Annotated in this window: 14 protein-coding genes and 2 pseudogenes; 6 read left to right on the top strand and 10 right to left on the bottom strand. The window is 62.6% G+C overall.

Annotated elements, in window-relative coordinates:
- Positions 1-22: 22 nt before the first annotated feature.
- The gene (rimM, locus tag ACQVLG_RS14115; protein WP_474295185.1) at positions 23-580 is read right to left on the bottom strand and encodes a ribosome maturation factor RimM; all 558 of its coding nucleotides are present in this window, start codon (positions 578-580) and stop codon (positions 23-25) included.
- Positions 581-593: 13 nt separating this feature from the next.
- Positions 594-845 carry a 30S ribosomal protein S16 gene (gene rpsP / locus ACQVLG_RS14110; RefSeq protein ID WP_010395524.1) on the bottom strand — a complete coding sequence of 84 codons (252 nt, stop codon included), beginning with the start codon at positions 843-845 and terminating at the stop codon, positions 594-596.
- 277 nt (positions 846-1122) lie between these two features.
- On the opposite strand from rpsP, the gene ACQVLG_RS14105 reads away from it, so the two are divergent.
- Entirely contained in the window at positions 1123-1560 is a 438-nt protein-coding gene (locus ACQVLG_RS14105; protein WP_474295183.1) for an NINE protein, read from the top strand.
- 134 nt (positions 1561-1694) lie between these two features.
- Positions 1695-2321, top strand: coding sequence for a glycine zipper 2TM domain-containing protein (locus ACQVLG_RS14100; RefSeq protein WP_230538612.1), 627 nt, complete (start codon positions 1695-1697; stop codon positions 2319-2321).
- An 85-nt stretch (positions 2322-2406) separates the two neighbouring features.
- Here ACQVLG_RS14100 and ACQVLG_RS14095 read toward each other — a convergent pair.
- From ACQVLG_RS14095 to ACQVLG_RS14070, 6 genes and pseudogenes are all read right to left on the bottom strand, one after another.
- A pseudogene (locus ACQVLG_RS14095) lies at positions 2407-4196 on the bottom strand (acyl-CoA dehydrogenase).
- Between the two features lie 90 nt (positions 4197-4286).
- A complete protein-coding gene (locus ACQVLG_RS14090; protein ID WP_131688382.1) occupies positions 4287-5219 on the bottom strand; it encodes an electron transfer flavoprotein subunit alpha/FixB family protein in 933 nt (310 codons plus the stop codon).
- A 183-nt stretch (positions 5220-5402) separates the two neighbouring features.
- Positions 5403-6008: pseudogene (locus tag ACQVLG_RS14085) on the bottom strand (electron transfer flavoprotein subunit beta/FixA family protein); the annotation flags it as partial.
- Positions 6009-6260: 252 nt separating this feature from the next.
- On the bottom strand, positions 6261-6488 hold the full coding sequence (locus tag ACQVLG_RS14080) for a sulfurtransferase TusA family protein (protein ID WP_010395510.1): 228 nt from the start codon (positions 6486-6488) through the stop codon (positions 6261-6263).
- A gap of 237 nt (positions 6489-6725) precedes the next feature.
- Positions 6726-9338, bottom strand: coding sequence for an alanine--tRNA ligase (gene alaS / locus ACQVLG_RS14075; protein ID WP_474295180.1), 2613 nt, complete (start codon positions 9336-9338; stop codon positions 6726-6728).
- A gap of 119 nt (positions 9339-9457) precedes the next feature.
- Positions 9458-9904, bottom strand: coding sequence for a Fur family transcriptional regulator (locus ACQVLG_RS14070; RefSeq protein ID WP_230538616.1), 447 nt, complete (start codon positions 9902-9904; stop codon positions 9458-9460).
- Positions 9905-10061: 157 nt separating this feature from the next.
- On the opposite strand from ACQVLG_RS14070, the gene ACQVLG_RS14065 reads away from it, so the two are divergent.
- Positions 10062-12131, top strand: a complete 2070-nt coding sequence (locus tag ACQVLG_RS14065) for a TonB-dependent receptor domain-containing protein (RefSeq protein ID WP_474295178.1) — start codon at positions 10062-10064, stop codon at positions 12129-12131.
- 31 nt (positions 12132-12162) lie between these two features.
- Here the strand turns inward: ACQVLG_RS14065 and ugpQ are convergent, their stop codons facing one another.
- Positions 12163-12903, bottom strand: a complete 741-nt coding sequence (gene ugpQ, locus ACQVLG_RS14060) for a glycerophosphodiester phosphodiesterase (protein WP_474295176.1) — start codon at positions 12901-12903, stop codon at positions 12163-12165.
- Positions 12904-13101: 198 nt separating this feature from the next.
- Here ugpQ and ACQVLG_RS14055 point away from each other — a divergent pair, with 198 nt between their 5' ends.
- Entirely contained in the window at positions 13102-14205 is a 1104-nt protein-coding gene (locus ACQVLG_RS14055) for a sensor histidine kinase (protein ID WP_474295174.1), read from the top strand.
- Entirely contained in the window at positions 14202-15056 is an 855-nt protein-coding gene (locus tag ACQVLG_RS14050; protein WP_474295173.1) for a LytR/AlgR family response regulator transcription factor, read from the top strand. The genes ACQVLG_RS14055 and ACQVLG_RS14050 overlap by 4 nt, the downstream gene beginning before the upstream one ends.
- Here the strand turns inward: ACQVLG_RS14050 and ACQVLG_RS14045 are convergent, their stop codons facing one another.
- Positions 15057-15293 (bottom strand): hypothetical protein, encoded by a 237-nt coding sequence (locus tag ACQVLG_RS14045; protein WP_474295171.1) that lies wholly within the window; start codon positions 15291-15293, stop codon positions 15057-15059.
- Between the two features lie 262 nt (positions 15294-15555).
- Here ACQVLG_RS14045 and ACQVLG_RS14040 point away from each other — a divergent pair, with 262 nt between their 5' ends.
- Positions 15556-16194 carry a hypothetical protein gene (locus ACQVLG_RS14040; protein ID WP_474295169.1) on the top strand — a complete coding sequence of 213 codons (639 nt, stop codon included), beginning with the start codon at positions 15556-15558 and terminating at the stop codon, positions 16192-16194.

Below are 16194 nucleotides of genomic sequence, written 5' to 3'. Positions count from 1 at the left end.
CGCAAAATTATGCGCAGGCGGTTTAATAATCGAGGCCCCAGTCGACCGTGATCTTGCCGGCAGCCTTGTCAACGTTAATGACAAACTGGCCAACAAACGGAATCAGGCGCTCAGGCGCCCTTTCAACGGTCTCATCGGCAGTGGCGACGGGCGTGACGCGCAAGATCGACTGCGGACCATTGCTCATCATGTCGTGCACGGTGCCGAGGCACTCGCCTTGCAAATTCTCGACTGTCAGTCCGATCAGATCGGACCAATAAAATTCATCGGCCGTCAGCGTCGGGAAATGGCTACGCGGAATTTGCACAGAGACGCCTTTCAGCGCTTCTGCGGCATCCCGCCCGACCACACCCACCAGCTGGGCCACGACGTCGCCGCCGTGTAACTTCGCTTGCCTGACTTGAACATCATGCAAGGTCGGTTTATCAAACCACCAGGTTTTGACGCTTAATAATGCATCCGCGTCGTCGGAGAAAGGAGTGATCCTGACCCCGCCAGCAATGCCATAAGCACCGGAGACATAGCCTACCTGTACCAGGTCATCGGGGACTTTCACCCCGGATGCAGTCTTGACCGTCAAACCAGTGATCTAATTAAGCTGCTGCTTTGTTGTTGCTGGCTACCAGGCGAGCAACGGTTGGCGACAATTGTGCGCCAACGCCTTGCCAGTAGGCCAGACGGTCTGCGGTGATACGCAGTGGAACTTCGCCACCTTGCGCCATCGGGTTGTAAAAACCGATACGCTCAATGAAGCGACCATCGCGGCGATTGCGCGAATCAGTAGCGACGATGTTGAAGAACGGGCGCTTCTTGGCGCCTCCACGAGCTAAACGAATAACGACCATAATATTTCCAAAAAGTGTGCTGAGGCGGAAAAAGCCGCAAATTATAGCGCGCTTTACCGCCAGGCAGCAAGCGTTATGATGACGGGCGTGTAATTTGGGCTAATCAAACATTATGACCAGACATCGCCGAAGACGCAATAGGCGCGTGCGTCTATCGTGCCGGCCATGGCTTGGAATCAGACGAAATCATTCCATAAACGCCACAGGAAAGTGCTATCGTTGCACGAGACAATGGCCGATACTGGCAATCTTTACCGATGAGCAACTCTGGAGTCCCATGACCACCGCTACCATTTTGCAACAGTCGCACAAGAACAAGGCCTTCACCACCTTGCTGGCCTTCCTGCTGGGCGCCCTGGGCGCGCACCGCTTCTACCTGCACGGCGCCAAAGACCGCTGGGGCTGGCTGCACCTGGCCGCCCTGCCCGCCAGCGCGCTGCTGCTGCACCAGCTATTTCCCGAGGCGGACTGGTTTTACCAGATATTGCCGCTGACCCTGTCCGCCCTGGGTGGCTTCCTGGAAGCGCTGGTGCTGGGCTTGATGCCGGACGACAAGTGGGACGCCCGCTACAACGCCGCATCAAGCCGCCAGTCGGACACGGGCTGGCCCCTGGCCGTGGTGCTGGTCGCTACCTTGATGCTAGGCGCGGGCGTGCTGATCGCCACCATGGCACGCCTGTTCGACTTGCTGTACACGGGCGGCGCCTACGGTTAATTTCCGTATGGAAATGGCATCATTTGCCGCGCCCCGCGCGCACATGTAAGTGTTGGTAAGCAATCATGATTTTCCTCTATACTGCATTCACAATGCCGACATTACTGGCTCATTCAACACCCTAGGAGAAGATCATGATTCGTCGCCCACTCATCCTCGCAGTCGCCGTTACGGCCCTGTTCAGCACTTCCGCCTTCGCGCAAAACCTGTCGCCGAAGGCGCAATACGCCTACGATACAAAGCAAGCGAACACGCGCTATGCGGACGACAAGAAATTGTGTGCCGAAGAAACCAGCTCGAAAGCCCGCATGCAATGCCTGCGCGACGCCAAGGGCGAATACGACCAGGCCATCATCAACGCCAAGGCCGCGCAAAAAGCGGGCAATTCCTACGCCAGCCAGCCTTCCAAGCAGCCGCAGCACCAGATCTGCGCCGAGTGCGGCAAGGTGCTGGCAGTCAACGTCACTGAAAAAGCCGGTGAAGGCGGCGCCCTGGGCATGATCGGCGGCGGCGTGGCCGGCGCCCTGCTGGGCCGCCAGGTGGGCGGCGGACGCGGCAAGGATCTGGCCACCCTGGCCGGCGCCGCCGGCGGCGCGTATGCCGGCAAGCAAGTCGAAGGCCACATGAAGAACGCCAAGACCTGGACCGTCACCGTGCAATACGAAACGGGCGCCAAGGCTGACTTCGCGTTTGATCAGGACCCTGGCCTGGCCGCTGGCGATCTGGTGCGCAATTCCGGCAACGGCATCGCCAGAAGGTAAGCTTTTGAAAGAGTAAAAAAAGCGCTGGAGATCACTCTCCAGCGCTTTTTTACATTCAGCCAGCGAGCGCTGGCCAAGTTTCAACTTAAAACTGCTCTTCCGACAGCGCCATCACGCCCGCGCTGCCATCGATGATAGTGGCGCGCAAGCCGGGGGCCTGCGACAGGATGTGGTCGGCAAAGAAGCGGGCCGTGGCGATCTTCGCCTTGTAGAACGCCGCGTCGCCGCTGCCCTCTCCCAGCTTTTGCTGCGCCGCCACGGCCGCGCGCGCCATTTGCCAGCCGCCCAGCACGATGCCGGCCAGTTTCAGGTACGGCACGCTGCCCGCGAAGACGGCCTTGATGTCCGTCTTCATGTTCGCCACCACATACTCGACCACGGCTTCCAGCGCGGCGCTGCCTTCGGCCAGATGGCGCTGCATGGCCTGGAAGTCGGCGCCGGTCAGCTCGCCCAGCTGGGCTTCCGTGGCGCGCACTGGGCAATGATGGCTTTCGCCACGGCGCCGCCGTCGCGCACCGTCTTGCGGCCCACGAGGTCGTTCGCCTGGATGGCCGTCGTGCCTTCGTAAATCGTCAGAATCTTGGCGTCACGGTAATGCTGGGCCGCGCCTGTTTCCTCAATGAAACCCATGCCGCCATGCACCTGCACGCCGTCGCGCGTGACGTCCTGCGACATTTCCGTGGCCCAACCCTTGATCACGGGCACCAGGTATTCATAGGTCGCCAGGCTTTCCGCGCGCACCTCGGCGTCCGGATGGTGGTGCGCCACGTCGCTGATGGCCGCGCCCACGTAGGCCAGCGCGCGCGCCGCCTCCGTCTGCGAGCGCATCGACATCAGCATGCGGCGCACGTCCGGGTGGTGAATGATGGAGACCGGACCGGCGGAACCGGCCAGGTCGCGCGACTGCACGCGGTCCTTGGCGAAGGCCACGGCCTGCTGATAGGCGCGCTCGGCCAGGCCGATGCCTTGCAAGCCCACGCCGAAGCGGGCTGCGTTCATCATGATGAACATGTATTCGAGGCCGCGGTTTTCCTCGCCCACCAGGGTGCCGATGGCGCCGCCGTGGTCGCCGAACTGCAATACGGCCGTCGGGCTGGCCTTGATGCCCAGTTTATGTTCGATGGAAACGCAGTGCGCGTCATTGCGCGCGCCGAGGCTGCCATCCGCATTGACGAGGAATTTCGGCACGATGAACAGCGAAATGCCTTTCACGCCGGCAGGCGCGTCCGGCGTGCGGGCCAGCACCAGGTGGACGATGTTTTCCGCCATGTCGTGCTCGCCGTACGTGATGAAAATCTTCGTGCCGAAGACTTTATAGGTGCCGTCATCCTGCGGCACGGCGCGCGTGCGCACGGCGGCCAGGTCGGAGCCCGCTTGCGGCTCCGTCAGATTCATGGTGCCCGTCCACTTGCCGGAAACCAGGTTTTCCAGATACGTGGCCTTCTGTTCGTCGCTGCCGGCCGTCAGCAGCGCTTCGATGGCGCCGTCCGACAGCAAGGCGACCAGGGCGAACGAAATGCTGGCCGAGTTGAGCATTTCGATGCACGGCGTGGCCAGCAGCTTCGGTAAACCCTGGCCGCCGAACTCGGTCGGATGCTGCACGCCCTGCCAGCCCGCTTCGCCGTAGGCCTTGAACGCTTCCTTGAAGCCTTTCGAGGTTGTGACCTGGCCGTCGTGCCAGAAGCTCGGTTCCTTGTCGCTGGGGCCGTTCAAGGGGGCCACCACGCCGCCGCAGAACTTGGCGTTTTCTTCCAGCACGGCTTCGGCCGTGTCGGGCGTCGCGTCTTCGCAGCCAGGTAAAGTATGGATTTCGGCCAGGCCGGCCAGTTCGTTCATCACGAACAACATGTCTTTCAGCGGGGCTTGATAGCTCATCTATTTCTCCAAGAAAAAAGCCACGCGCGGCTCGCCGTGTGGGGCGGGCCGGCGTGGCTTTGTCAATAACAAAACCTGAATGGGTAAGACTTAGCCCAGTTCTTTGACCAGTTGCGGCACGATCTCGAACAGATCGCCCACGATGCCGTAGTCGGCCACGGCAAAGATCGGCGCTTCCGGATCCTTGTTGATGGCGACGATGGTCTTCGAGTCTTTCATGCCGGCCAGATGCTGGATCGCGCCCGAGATGCCGACGGCGATGTACAGCGATGGGGCGACGATCTTGCCCGTCTGGCCCACTTGCCAGTCGTTCGGCACGAAGCCGGCGTCGACGGCTGCGCGCGAAGCACCCATGGCGGCGCCCAGCTTGTCGGCCAGCGGCTCCAGGATGTGGAAGTTCTCGGCCGAACCCATGCCACGGCCGCCCGACACGATGATTTTCGCGGCGGTCAGCTCAGGACGGTCGGACTTGGCCAGTTCGCGGCCCACGAAAGTGGACTTGCCATTGTCGCCAACGGCGGCGACGGTTTCCGTGGCAGCCGAACCGCCGGTGGCGGCAGCGGCGTCGAAACCGGTGGTGCGCACGGTGATGACCTTGACCTTGTCGCCGGATTGCACGGTGGCAATGGCGTTACCGGCGTAGATCGGGCGCTCGAAGGTGTCTGGGGAATCGACCTTGGTGATTTCCGAGATTTGCGCTACGTCAAGCTTGGCGGCCACGCGCGGCAGGATGTTCTTGCCGTAGGCGGTGGCTGGCGCCAGGATGTGGCTGTAGTTGCCGGCGATGGCCAGCACTTGCTCGGCCACGTTTTCGGCCAGGCCGTCGGCAAAGTACGGCGCGTCGGCGACGATGACTTTCGTCACGCCGGCGATTTGCGCGGCGGCAGCGGCGGCAGCCGATGCGTTCGAGCCTGCGACCAGTACGTGCACGTCGCCGCCGCACTGGGCAGCCGCGGTCACGGTGTGGTGGGTGCTGCCCTTTAAGGTAGCGTTGTCGTGTTCAGCAATAACTAATGCGACCATGATATGTCCTGTAATTGTTCTGGAGTGACGGCAAAGCCGCTTAGATGACTTTGGCTTCGGTACGCAGCTTGGCGACCAGGTGGCGACGTCCGGCACCTTGATGCCGGCCGAGCGCTTGGCTGGCTCGACGACTTTCAGGGTCTTCAGGCGTGGCGCAACGTCGACGCCCAGGTCTTCCGGCTTGACGGTCTCGAGCGGCTTTTTCTTTGCCTTCATGATGTTCGGCAAAGTCACATAGCGTGGCTCGTTCAAACGCAAATCGGTGGTGATGATCGCTGGCAAGGTCAATGCCAGGGTTTCCAGGCCGCCGTCGACTTCGCGCGTGACGGTGACTTTGCCGTCTTCCAGCACGACTTTCGAAGCGAACGTGGCTTGCGGCCAACCCAGCAGGGCAGCGAGCATCTGGCCCGTCTGGTTGCTGTCGTCATCGATCGCCTGTTTGCCCAGGATGATCAGTTGCGGCTGTTCTTTCTCGGCCAGGGACTTGACCAGCTTGGCGACGGCCAGCGGTTCCAGTTCGGTCGTCGTTTCCACCAGGATGCCGCGGTCGGCGCCGATGGCCATGGCCGTGCGCAGGGTTTCCTGGCACTGCGTCACGCCGCAGGAGATGGCGACCACTTCGGTGACCTTGCCGGCCTCTTTCAGGCGCATCGCTTCTTCCAGCGCGATCTCATCGAAAGGGTTCATCGACATTTTGACGTTGGCGGTATCGACGCCAGTGCCGTCACTCTTGACGCGGACTTTGACGTTATAGTCGACCACGCGTTTGACGGGTACCAAGACTTTCATAGCTATGCCTTTGGGAAATTATAAAAATGACGGATCAAGTGCTGATTGTGCGTTCGATTATAAGAGAAATTTGAATCCTGAACCGAATTTAAGCACGATCGTGCGATTTTTTGTTAGAGCAATCCATCTAAACTGTCCAGCTTCGAGGATTTCAGGGGAGTCGGCCGCTACGCTGCAGGGCAGCAAAAAGGCGCAAAAATGGCACGGCTGGGTATCGACCAGGCCGCGCCACGGCGGCCCCGGCTGGCAGAATTATTTGCGTTGCATCAGGAAGACGAATTCGGTGCCCGTCTGCACGTGCGACAGCAGGGCATTGCCCGTTTGCTTGGCGAAAGCCTGGAAGTCGCGCACGGAACCGGGATCGGTTGCCATGATGCGCAGCACTTCCCCGCTCTGCAGCTCCGACAAAGCCTTTTTCGCCTTCAGAATCGGCAACGGGCAATTCAAGCCCCGCGCGTCGAGTTCTTTGTGAAATTCCATAATCTCGGTATCAAGTAGTGTGTCGCTCATCATCAATATCCCACCATTATTTTGTTGTACTGATTTTCGACATACTACTCTAAATCAGGGGCATTGACGCGCTGCACCAAAATAGTTCATCGGCTGTTGTGGTGTCACAACGAGATTCCACACGGCAAAACGGCCCGCAAACAATGTCTGCGGGCCGTTTTCACGGGGCTGTGGGATGAAAACCCCGCATGCCCTCTAGCTTACGCCTTATTTGGCGCGTTCGCCGACCCAGGCCGGCACGCCGGCCAGGGCGTTCGCCAGGCCGCTCGGATCGGTGCCGCCCGCCTGCGCCATATCGGGGCGTCCGCCGCCTTTTCCGCCCACTTGCTGTGCAACGAAGTTCACCAGCTCGCCCGCCTTGACCTTGCCAGTCGCGTCGGCCGTGACGCCGGCGATCAGGCTGACCTTGCCGTCGGCCACGCTGGCCAGCACGATGGCGGCCGTTTTCAGCTTGTCCTTCAGCTTGTCCATGGTTTCGCGCAGACGGGCCACGTCGGCGCCATCGAGCACGGCGGCCAGCACCTTGATGCCATTGACATCGACGGCTTGCGTGACCAGCTCATCGCCCTGGCCCGACGCCAGTTTCGATTTCAGCGCGGCCAGTTCCTTCTCCAGCGCCTTCACGTGGTCTTGCACCTGGCCGATGCGGGCCGTCAGCTCTTCCGGCTGCGCCTTCAGGGCGTTGGCCGCTTCGATCAGGCGGCGGTTGATGGTTTGCACCAGCGCCAGCGCGCCCTCGCCCGTCACCGCTTCCACGCGGCGGATGCCGGCGGCCACGCCGCTTTCGGCGATGATCTTGAACAAGCCGATGTCGCCCGTGCGCTGCACGTGGACGCCGCCGCACAGCTCTTTCGAGCTGCCGATGTCGAGCACGCGCACTTCGTCGCCGTATTTCTCGCCGAACAGGGCCATCGCGCCATGCTTGACGGCATCGTCAAACGACATCAGATGGGCTTGCGTGGCGCGGTTTTCCAGGATTTCCTTGTTGACAATCGTTTCCACGGCAGCGATCTGCTCCGCCGTCATCGGCGCATTGTGGCTGAAGTCGAAACGGGTCTTGTCCGGGTCGACCAGCGAACCCTTTTGCGCCACGTGGCTGCCCAGCACTTCGCGCAAGGCCTTGTGCATCAGGTGCGTGGCCGAGTGGTTGCGGATGGTGCGCGCGCGCTTGGCCGTGTCGACTTCGGCCGAGACGGCGTCGCCCACTTTCAATACGCCCGATTCCAGCACGCCGTGGTGGCCGAACACGTCGGCCTGGATTTTCAGCGTATCGCTGACGGCAAAGCTGCCCGCGCCCGAGGCGATCACGCCCTGGTCGCCCACCTGGCCGCCCGATTCCGCGTAGAACGGCGTGGTGTCGAGCACGACGATGCCCGCCTCACCGGCTTTCAGTTCCTGCACGGGCGTGCCGGCCGCGTACAGCGCGACAACCTTGCTGCTGAACGTCAACTGGTCGTAGCCGACGAATTTGTTTTTCTCGCCCGTGTACTCGACCTTGCTGTCCTTGTGCGTCTTGCCGCCCTTGCGCGACAGTTCCTGGCTTTCTTTCAGGGCTGCATCGTAGCCCACCTGGTCGAAGGTGATGTCGCGTTCGCGGCAGATGTCGGCCGTCAGGTCCGGCGGGAAGCCGTAGGTTTCGTACAAAGTAAAAGCGGTGGCGCCGTCGATGCCCGTGGCATCCTTGGCCAGCTGCGCTTCCAGCACTTTCATGCCCGTTTCCAGGGTTTCGCCGAAACGCTCTTCCTCGGCTTTCAGCATGTTGGCGACGTTTTCCTTCGCTTCTTCCAGCTCCGGATAGGCGCCGCCCATCTCGATGGCCAGATCGGCCACCAGCTTGTAGAAGAACGGTTTCGTCTGGCCCAGCTTGTGGCCATGGCGCAGGGCGCGGCGGATGATGCGGCGCAACACGTAGGCGCGGCCTTCGCTGCCCGGAATGATGCCGTCGACGATCATGAAGGCGGCGGAGCGGATGTGGTCGGCGATCACGCGCAGCGACTTGTTTTCCAGGTCCGTGGCGCCCGTTTCGCGCGCGGCGGCGCGGATCAGGTGCTGGAACAGGTCGATTTCATAGTTCGAATGCACGTGCTGCAGCACGGCGGCCAGGCGCTCCATGCCCATGCCCGTGTCGACGCATGGCTTCGGCAGCTTGTGCATGACGCCAGCTTCGTCGCGGTTGAACTGCATGAACACGAGGTTCCAGATTTCAATGAAACGGTCGCCGTCTTCGTCAGGCGAGCCCGGCGGGCCGCCAGGAATGTCGGCGCCGTGGTCGTAGAAGATTTCCGTGCACGGACCGCATGGGCCCGTATCAGCCATCTGCCAGAAATTGTCGGAGGCGTAGCGCGAACCCTTGTTGTCGCCGATGCGGATGATGCGCTCGACGGGCACGCCGATTTCTTTCGCCCAGATGTCGTACGCTTCGTCATCTTCGATGTACACGGTGACGGTCAGCTTGTCGGCCGGCAAGCCGTACACCTTGGTCAGCAGTTCCCAGGCAAAGTGAATCGCGTCGCGCTTGAAATAGTCGCCGAAGCTGAAGTTGCCCAGCATTTCAAAGAAGGTATGGTGGCGCGCCGTGTAGCCGACGTTTTCCAGGTCGTTATGCTTGCCGCCGGCGCGCACGCAGCGCTGCACCGAGGTGGCGCGCGTGTACGGACGGCTGTCCATGCCCGTAAACACGTCCTTGAATTGCACCATGCCGCTGTTCGTCAACAGCAAGGTCGGATCGTTGCCTGGCACCAGGGAGCTGGAACGGACGATGGAATGGCCCTTGGATTCGAAAAATTTGAGGAACTTGTCGCGGATTTCAGATGATTTCATGTTTTTTTGGCAAAAAGTGGCGGCAGCTTTAAAGGGAAGATTATACGTGATATGGGGTGCGGCATTGACGGCTAGCCAGGGCATTGTTGCGCCCGTGCCAACATCGACAGCCTGCCGGCTCAGGCCGGGTCGTGGCCGCTGGCGCAGGCGTGCGCAGTGGTCACGGCGGCGGGCACTGCGGCGCCGGCAGCGGCATTGCAGTCGGCGCAGCGGCCGTACAGGGTCAGCTCGTGGCGCTCGACGACAAAGCCTTGCGGCGCCATGCGCTTCAAGTCGCCCGGGCAATCATGCACGTCGAATACGCGCTGGCACGTGGTGCACTGGAAATGGTGGTGGTGGTGGTTGGCGGCCGTGTTCGACTCATAGCGCGGGTTTTCGCCCGGCAAGGTCACCACGTGCACCTTTTCTTCCAGCACCAGGGACTTCAAGTTGCGGTAAACGGTGGCGATGCCCAGCTGCGTCACCTGCAAGCTGGCCTGTTCGAGGATTTCCTGCGCCGACAAGGGGCGCTGGGCCGACTCGATGGCGGCTTGAATAGCGGTTTTTTGACGTGTTGTGCGTTCCATAGCCGACAGAATACACCATCCGCCTGCATCCACCGCCCGGAAAAACTGTCACACAGTAATGATAATGGGTTATCATTATCAACTTGGGGCAGGCCATTACCTTGCGCGCGCTGCCCAAACCCTGCCAATAACGATAGCCGATAAGGAACTCTTGCCCATGTCCATCCGTCCTCACCAACCGACTCCCCTCGCGCTGGCCATCATGCTGGCCTTTGCCGCTCCCGCCAGCGCCCTGGCGCAACAGGCAGCCACCTTGCCCGCCGTCACCGTCTCGGCCAGCGCCCTGGCCCTGGGCAGCGACGACATGAGCACGCCCGTGACCGTGCTGGAAGGCGAGGCACTGGTGCTGGCAAGGTCAGCGACCCTGGGCGAAACCCTGGCCGGCCAGCCCGGCATCACGTCCAGCCATTTCGGCGCCGGCGCCAGCCGTCCCATCATCCGCGGCATGGATGGTCCGCGCGTGAAAGTGCTGTCCGATGGCGCCGAAGTGCAGGACGCCTCGACCATCAGCCCAGACCATGCCGTCGCGGCCGAACCGATGCTGTCGGAACAGATTGAAGTCTTGCGCGGCCCGTCCGCGCTGGCCTACGGCGGCGGCGCCGTCGGCGGCGTGGTCAACGTGATCGACAAGAAAATCCCCACGCGCGTGCCGGCCAAGGGCTTCGAAGGCAGCGCGGAAGTACGCGCCAATTCGGCCGCGCGCGAAAAGGCGGGCGCCTTTGAAGTGACTGGCGGCTCCGGCAACATCGCCTTCCACGCGGAAGGCGTCAAGCGCGACGCGAAGGAATACAAGGTCGGCAGCGGCTGGGAAGGCGGCTCCAGGGTGGCAGGCAGCTACAACAAGACGGACACGGGCAGCGTGGGCGTGTCGTGGGTGGGTCAGCGCGGCTTCCTGGGCCTGGCTTTCACCAGCCAGCATGCGGAATACGGCTTGCCTGGCCACAACCACGAATTCGAAAGCTGCCACCCGCACGGCACGCACTTGCACTGCGGCGGCCACGAAGGCCACGGCCATGGCGACGACGAAGAACATGAGCACGAGCATGAACACGAAAGCGTGCCCTACGTGAAACTGAAGAGCGAACGCTGGGACGTGCGCGGCGAATTGCGCGATCCCGTGCCCGGCTTCGCCAAGCTGCGCCTGCGCGCTTCATTTACCGATTACAAGCACGATGAAATCGAAGGCACGGAAATCGCCACCACGTTCAAGAACAAGGGTCACGATGCGCGCCTGGAGATGGAACACCATCCCGTCTTCGGCTGGCGCGGCGTGGTCGGCCTGCAAACGTCGAAGCGCGATTTCTCCGCCCTGGGCGAGGAAGCCTACGTGGCGCCGACGGTCACGAAGAAGCACGCGGCCTTCCTGGTGGAAGAATACAAGCTCGACCAATGGCGCTTCGAAGCGGGCTTGCGCCATGAATGGCAAGACATCGCTGTCGACAGCGCCACCTTGCAAGACCGCAGCGCCAAGGGTACGTCGGTCTCGCTGGGCGCCGTGTGGAAATTCGCCCCCCAGTACTCGCTCGGTTCGACCATTTCCCGCACCCACCGCCTGCCCAGCGCCGAGGAACTGTATGCGCACGGCGTGCACATGGCCACGGCCACGTACGAGCTGGGCAATCAAAACCTGGGCAAGGAAACGTCGAACAATATCGACTTGACCTTGCGCAAATATGCGGGCGCCACGACCTTCTCGGCCAGTGCCTACCGCAACAAGGTCGACAACTACATCTTCGGCTCCACCTTGGACAACCACGAAGGCTTCCAGCTGATCCAGTACGCCCAGCGCGACGCCACGTTTACGGGCGTGGAAGGGCAAGTGCGCCAGCAATTGAACCCCATGTTCGGCGCCAGCGTGTTCGGCGACTATGTGCGGGCCAAGCTGGCCGACGGTGGCGCAGCTAACAATAGCAACCTGCCGCGCATCCCGGCCCAGCGTTTTGGCCTGAAGGTCGACGCCAACTGGCAGGCATGGAGCGGCGTGGCCGAGTTCTACCGCGTGGGCAAGCAAGACAAGGTGGCCGCGTTTGAGACGGCAACCCCGGGCTACAACATGCTGAACCTGTCCGCCAACTACGACACGCGCATCGGCACGACGCCGGCCCAGTTCTACATCAAGGCGAACAACCTGACGAATGAACTGGCGTACAGCCACACCTCGTTCATCAAGAACGCGGCGCCTTTGATGGGGCGCAATGTCACCGTCGGCATGCGCGTGACGTTCTAGTAACGTCAGGCGCTGTTGAGCTGAGAACTTATCAGCTTGCCTTGATTAGATCGATCCGATCCGTGCAAAAACCGTCCACGCCCCAGGCCAGCAGTTCGCTGGCCCGTTCGGGCGTGTTGACGGTGTAGCAGAACAGCCCGTATCCCGCCTCCTTGACCTTTCGCGCCAGTTCCGGCGTCAGTTGCTGGTGGTCGCAATGAATCGCCACCACGTCCAGTTCCTTCGCCGTGCGCACCCAGTCATCCGGTATCTGTTCGACCAGCCAGCCGCGCGCCAGTTCCGGCGCCGCCTGGCGCGCCGCTTGCAGCGCGTCGACGCTGAACGACGAGAGCAAGGGCAATAATTCTCCAGCAGCAATTTCTTTTGCGAAATAATCGCGCGTGGCCCGCGCCACCGCCTCGCCCGTGGCTACGTCGAAGCCGGGTGCCGGCTTGATTTCGATGTTCATCCAGATGCGCTGCGCCTTGCAATAGTCCACCACGGCCTCGAACGTGGGCACGCCCTCGCCCGCGAATTGCGGGCCGAACCAGGCGCCCGCCTCCATGGCGCCCAGCTGCGCGGCCGTGTAATCGCTGATATGCCCGCTGCCGGCCACGGTGCGGCCCAGTTCGGGGTCGTGCACGACGACGGGCACGCCGTCGGACGCCAGCATGACGTCGAATTCCACGGCACGGTAGCCGTAGGCGAGGCCGCAGCGCAGGGCGGCCAGGGTGTTTTCAGGCGCCAGGGTGCCGCCGCCGCGGTGCGCCAGGGTGCGTGGATAGGGCCACATGGTGTTCCTTTATCATGATGAGGTTTTCAATGAGGACGTCTTGCCATCATCGCGTGCAAGCGCCACCATGTAAAGGACGCGATCAGGCGATTGGCGCCGTCTCCGCCCGCTTTCGTCGCAACGGCGTTGCGCCCGCATGCAGAGCCGCCCATAATTGCCGCATTGCCAACCCGAACGCCCACCCGAAAGCGGTCCCGCATGCACACTACCGACACCGCCCCCCGCAAGACGGGCTTTCCCTACCGGCGCCTGCTGGGCGATGCCCGTTATGCGCTGCTGCTCAATGTCCTGTGCGCCCTCTTCATCACCTTCGTGCTGAGCGGCGGACAAAGCTTCTGGCTCAACCTGCTTGCATCCATGTGCATCGGCGGCATCGCCTTCCTGCTCATCGACGGCATCCGCCTGGCCTGGTGGGGCGAGGGACGCCGCCCCCCAAGACTGCCCTTCACGGCCCTCATCATCGTCAGCGCCACCGTGGCACAGGTAGGCGGCACCATGCTGTTCGGCTGGCTTGCCAATATCGACGTTCCCGCGCCCGTCTCCATGTCGTCACGCAATGTCGGCATGACGGTGTTCACCTTGGCGGTGGCGGGAGCGGCCATCCTGTTCTTTGGCAGCCGCGAAAAAATCGCCCGCCTGCAAATGGAGGCGGCCCAGGAAAAAGCCCGCGCCGAATCCGTGGCGCGCCAGGCCATGCAGGCGCAGCTGCAGCTGCTGCAGGCGCAGATCGAACCGCACATGCTGTTCAACACCCTCGCCAACCTGCAGGGCCTGATCAGCTTTGATCCTGACCGCGCCCAGTTGCTGCTCGATCAATTGATCCAGTATCTGCGCGCCACCCTGTCTTCCTCGCGCGCCGAATCCACCACCCTGGAGCAGGAGTTTTCCCTGATGGAAGCCTACCTGGGCCTGATGTCCATCCGCATGGGTGCGCGCCTGGGCTACGCGCTGGACTTGCCCGAGGCCTTGCGCCAGATCAAAGTGCCGCCCATGCTGCTGCAGCCGCTGGTGGAAAACGCCATCCAGCACGGCCTGGAACCGAAGATCGAAGGCGGCCACATCCACGTGCGGGCATCCACGGACGCTGGCGTGCTGACTCTTACCGTCAGCGACGATGGCCTGGGCCTCGACCATCCGGGCCAGAGCAAGGGCACGCACCTGGGCGTGGCGAACATCCGCGAACGCCTGCGCGGCATGCATGGCGATGCCGCCAGCCTGGTGCTGGCCGCCAACACGCCGGCAGGCGTCGTCGCCCGCCTGCAATTTCCCATTCACCCCACCACCGCGAGTCCCATGCCATGAGCAACCCCACCCCGCGCGCCCTGATCGCCGAAGACGAACCGATACTCGCCGCCGCCCTCGCGCACGCCTTGCGCCGGCTATGGCCGGAACTCGACATCGTCGCCACCTGCGCCAACGGCGTGGAAGCCCTGCAGCAAGGCCTGGCGCTGCAGCCCGACATACTATTTCTCGACATCAAGATGCCCGGCAAGACGGGCCTGGAAGCGGCCGAGGAGCTGGCGGAACAGTGGCCCGACGGCGTCGCGTTCCCCCATATCGTGTTCGTCACCGCCTACGATGAGTTTGCACTGGCCGCCTTCGAGCATGCGGCCGCCGATTACGTCTTAAAACCCGTCAACGATGCGCGCCTGGGCAAGACGGTGGAACGCCTGCAGCAGCGCCTGCGCGACAGCGCTGGCGCCAGCGGGACAGCAACGCCAGCGGCAGCCACGGCGGCGCCGGTGACGGCGAACGGAACAGCGTCCGCCAGCGACGGCAACCTGGCCCGCCTGCTGAGCCAGTTGCAAGCCATGGTGCCACCCGCCCCGCGCCTGCAGATGATACGGGCGGCCGTCGGCAACAGCGTGCGCATGATCGCGCTGGCCGACGTCGTGTATTTCGAGGCGCTGGACAAATACATCAACGTCGTGTGCCAGGATAGCGAAGCGCTGATACGCACGAGCCTGAAGGAATTGCTGCCCCAGCTGGACCCGCAACAGTTCTGGCAAATCCACCGGGGCACCATCGTCAACGCCAGCGCCATCGCCACGGCCGTGCGCGACGAGGCGGGCAAGCTGTCGCTGACCCTGCGCCAGCATCCGGCACAGCTGCGCGTCAGCCCTTTATATGCCCATCTGTTCCGGCAGATGTAGCTAATGCAACTGGTGTTTTAAGTCGGACAGTTCATCGTGCACCTTGAGCACGGCGCTCTTCATTTCCGGCGTTACGCTGGACGCCGTGCCGCAGGCCCGCTTGGCGCGGTCGCCCAGCGATTCCATCTGGTCGACGGCTTGCCGGATGCGCGCATCGTCGTGCGTGTCGATGGCTTGCCGCACGGCGCTCTTTTGCTGGTCCAGCTGGTTGATGCAATCCTTCAAGTCCATCGGCATGCCTGCTGCTTGCCGCACAGCTGGGCCGCCTGGCCGATTGCGTGTTCGATGGCGCCAAAGCGCCGTGCCACTTCCTTTGCCTGCATCATGATGTGTCCTCCCATGGTATTGGGAGTTGGATCGCCAGGCTGGCGCAGGGTTCCCCGCCAGCGGCCGCGGCGTTGAAATTTCCGTGTGGCACTTTTTTGTAAGCGCTTGTGACATTCTAGATAATTATCAAATTCTTCAGATACATTGGCGTACCCGAACCACCCTGCCCTCCATGACCTCGCTGCCACCCCTGCCCCGCCGCGCTCCCGGCCTGCTGCTGATCGTCCTGCTGCACGCGGGGCTGGCCTACGTCGTGCTGCAGTCGCGCCCCCGTCTTGCCGCTGACGAGCACCTGCCGCAGGGTCCGGCCATCGCCTGGCTGCGCTACACGTCCCCTGCGCCGCCCAAGCCGATAGCCTTGCGCAGCGCAAAACCGGCCGCTGAAAACGTGCCGCGCCGAACCATACCGGCGCCCGTCAGCCGTCCCCTGCTACCACCCGCCGCCGAGCCGGCGCAGGCGCCGGTAACGCCGGAAGCGATCACGGCGCCGCCAGCGCCCAGCGCAGCCGATATCCTGGCGCAAGCCAAGCGCGACGTGGGCAAGATCGACAAGGATTTACGCAAGGAATTCCCGCAGCGGGGCGGGGAGAAATTCGACGACACGGGCTTCAAGCGCATGCAGCAAGGCTTTGCCGAAGCCTACGCGGCCGTGCCGCCGAAATGGTACGAGGCATCGAAAATCGAGGAAGTGGGCGCGAATGAGGCCAGGGGCAGCCGCACGTATAAAATCACCAGCGCGCTGGGCACCTTGTGCGTGACCACGCGCGCGGGCAAGCAGGGAGAAACGATGATCGGCAACTGCCCCAAATAG

Source organism: Janthinobacterium sp. TPC_1, assembly GCF_056037845.1.
This window is presented reverse-complemented; position numbering and strand designations above follow the sequence as displayed.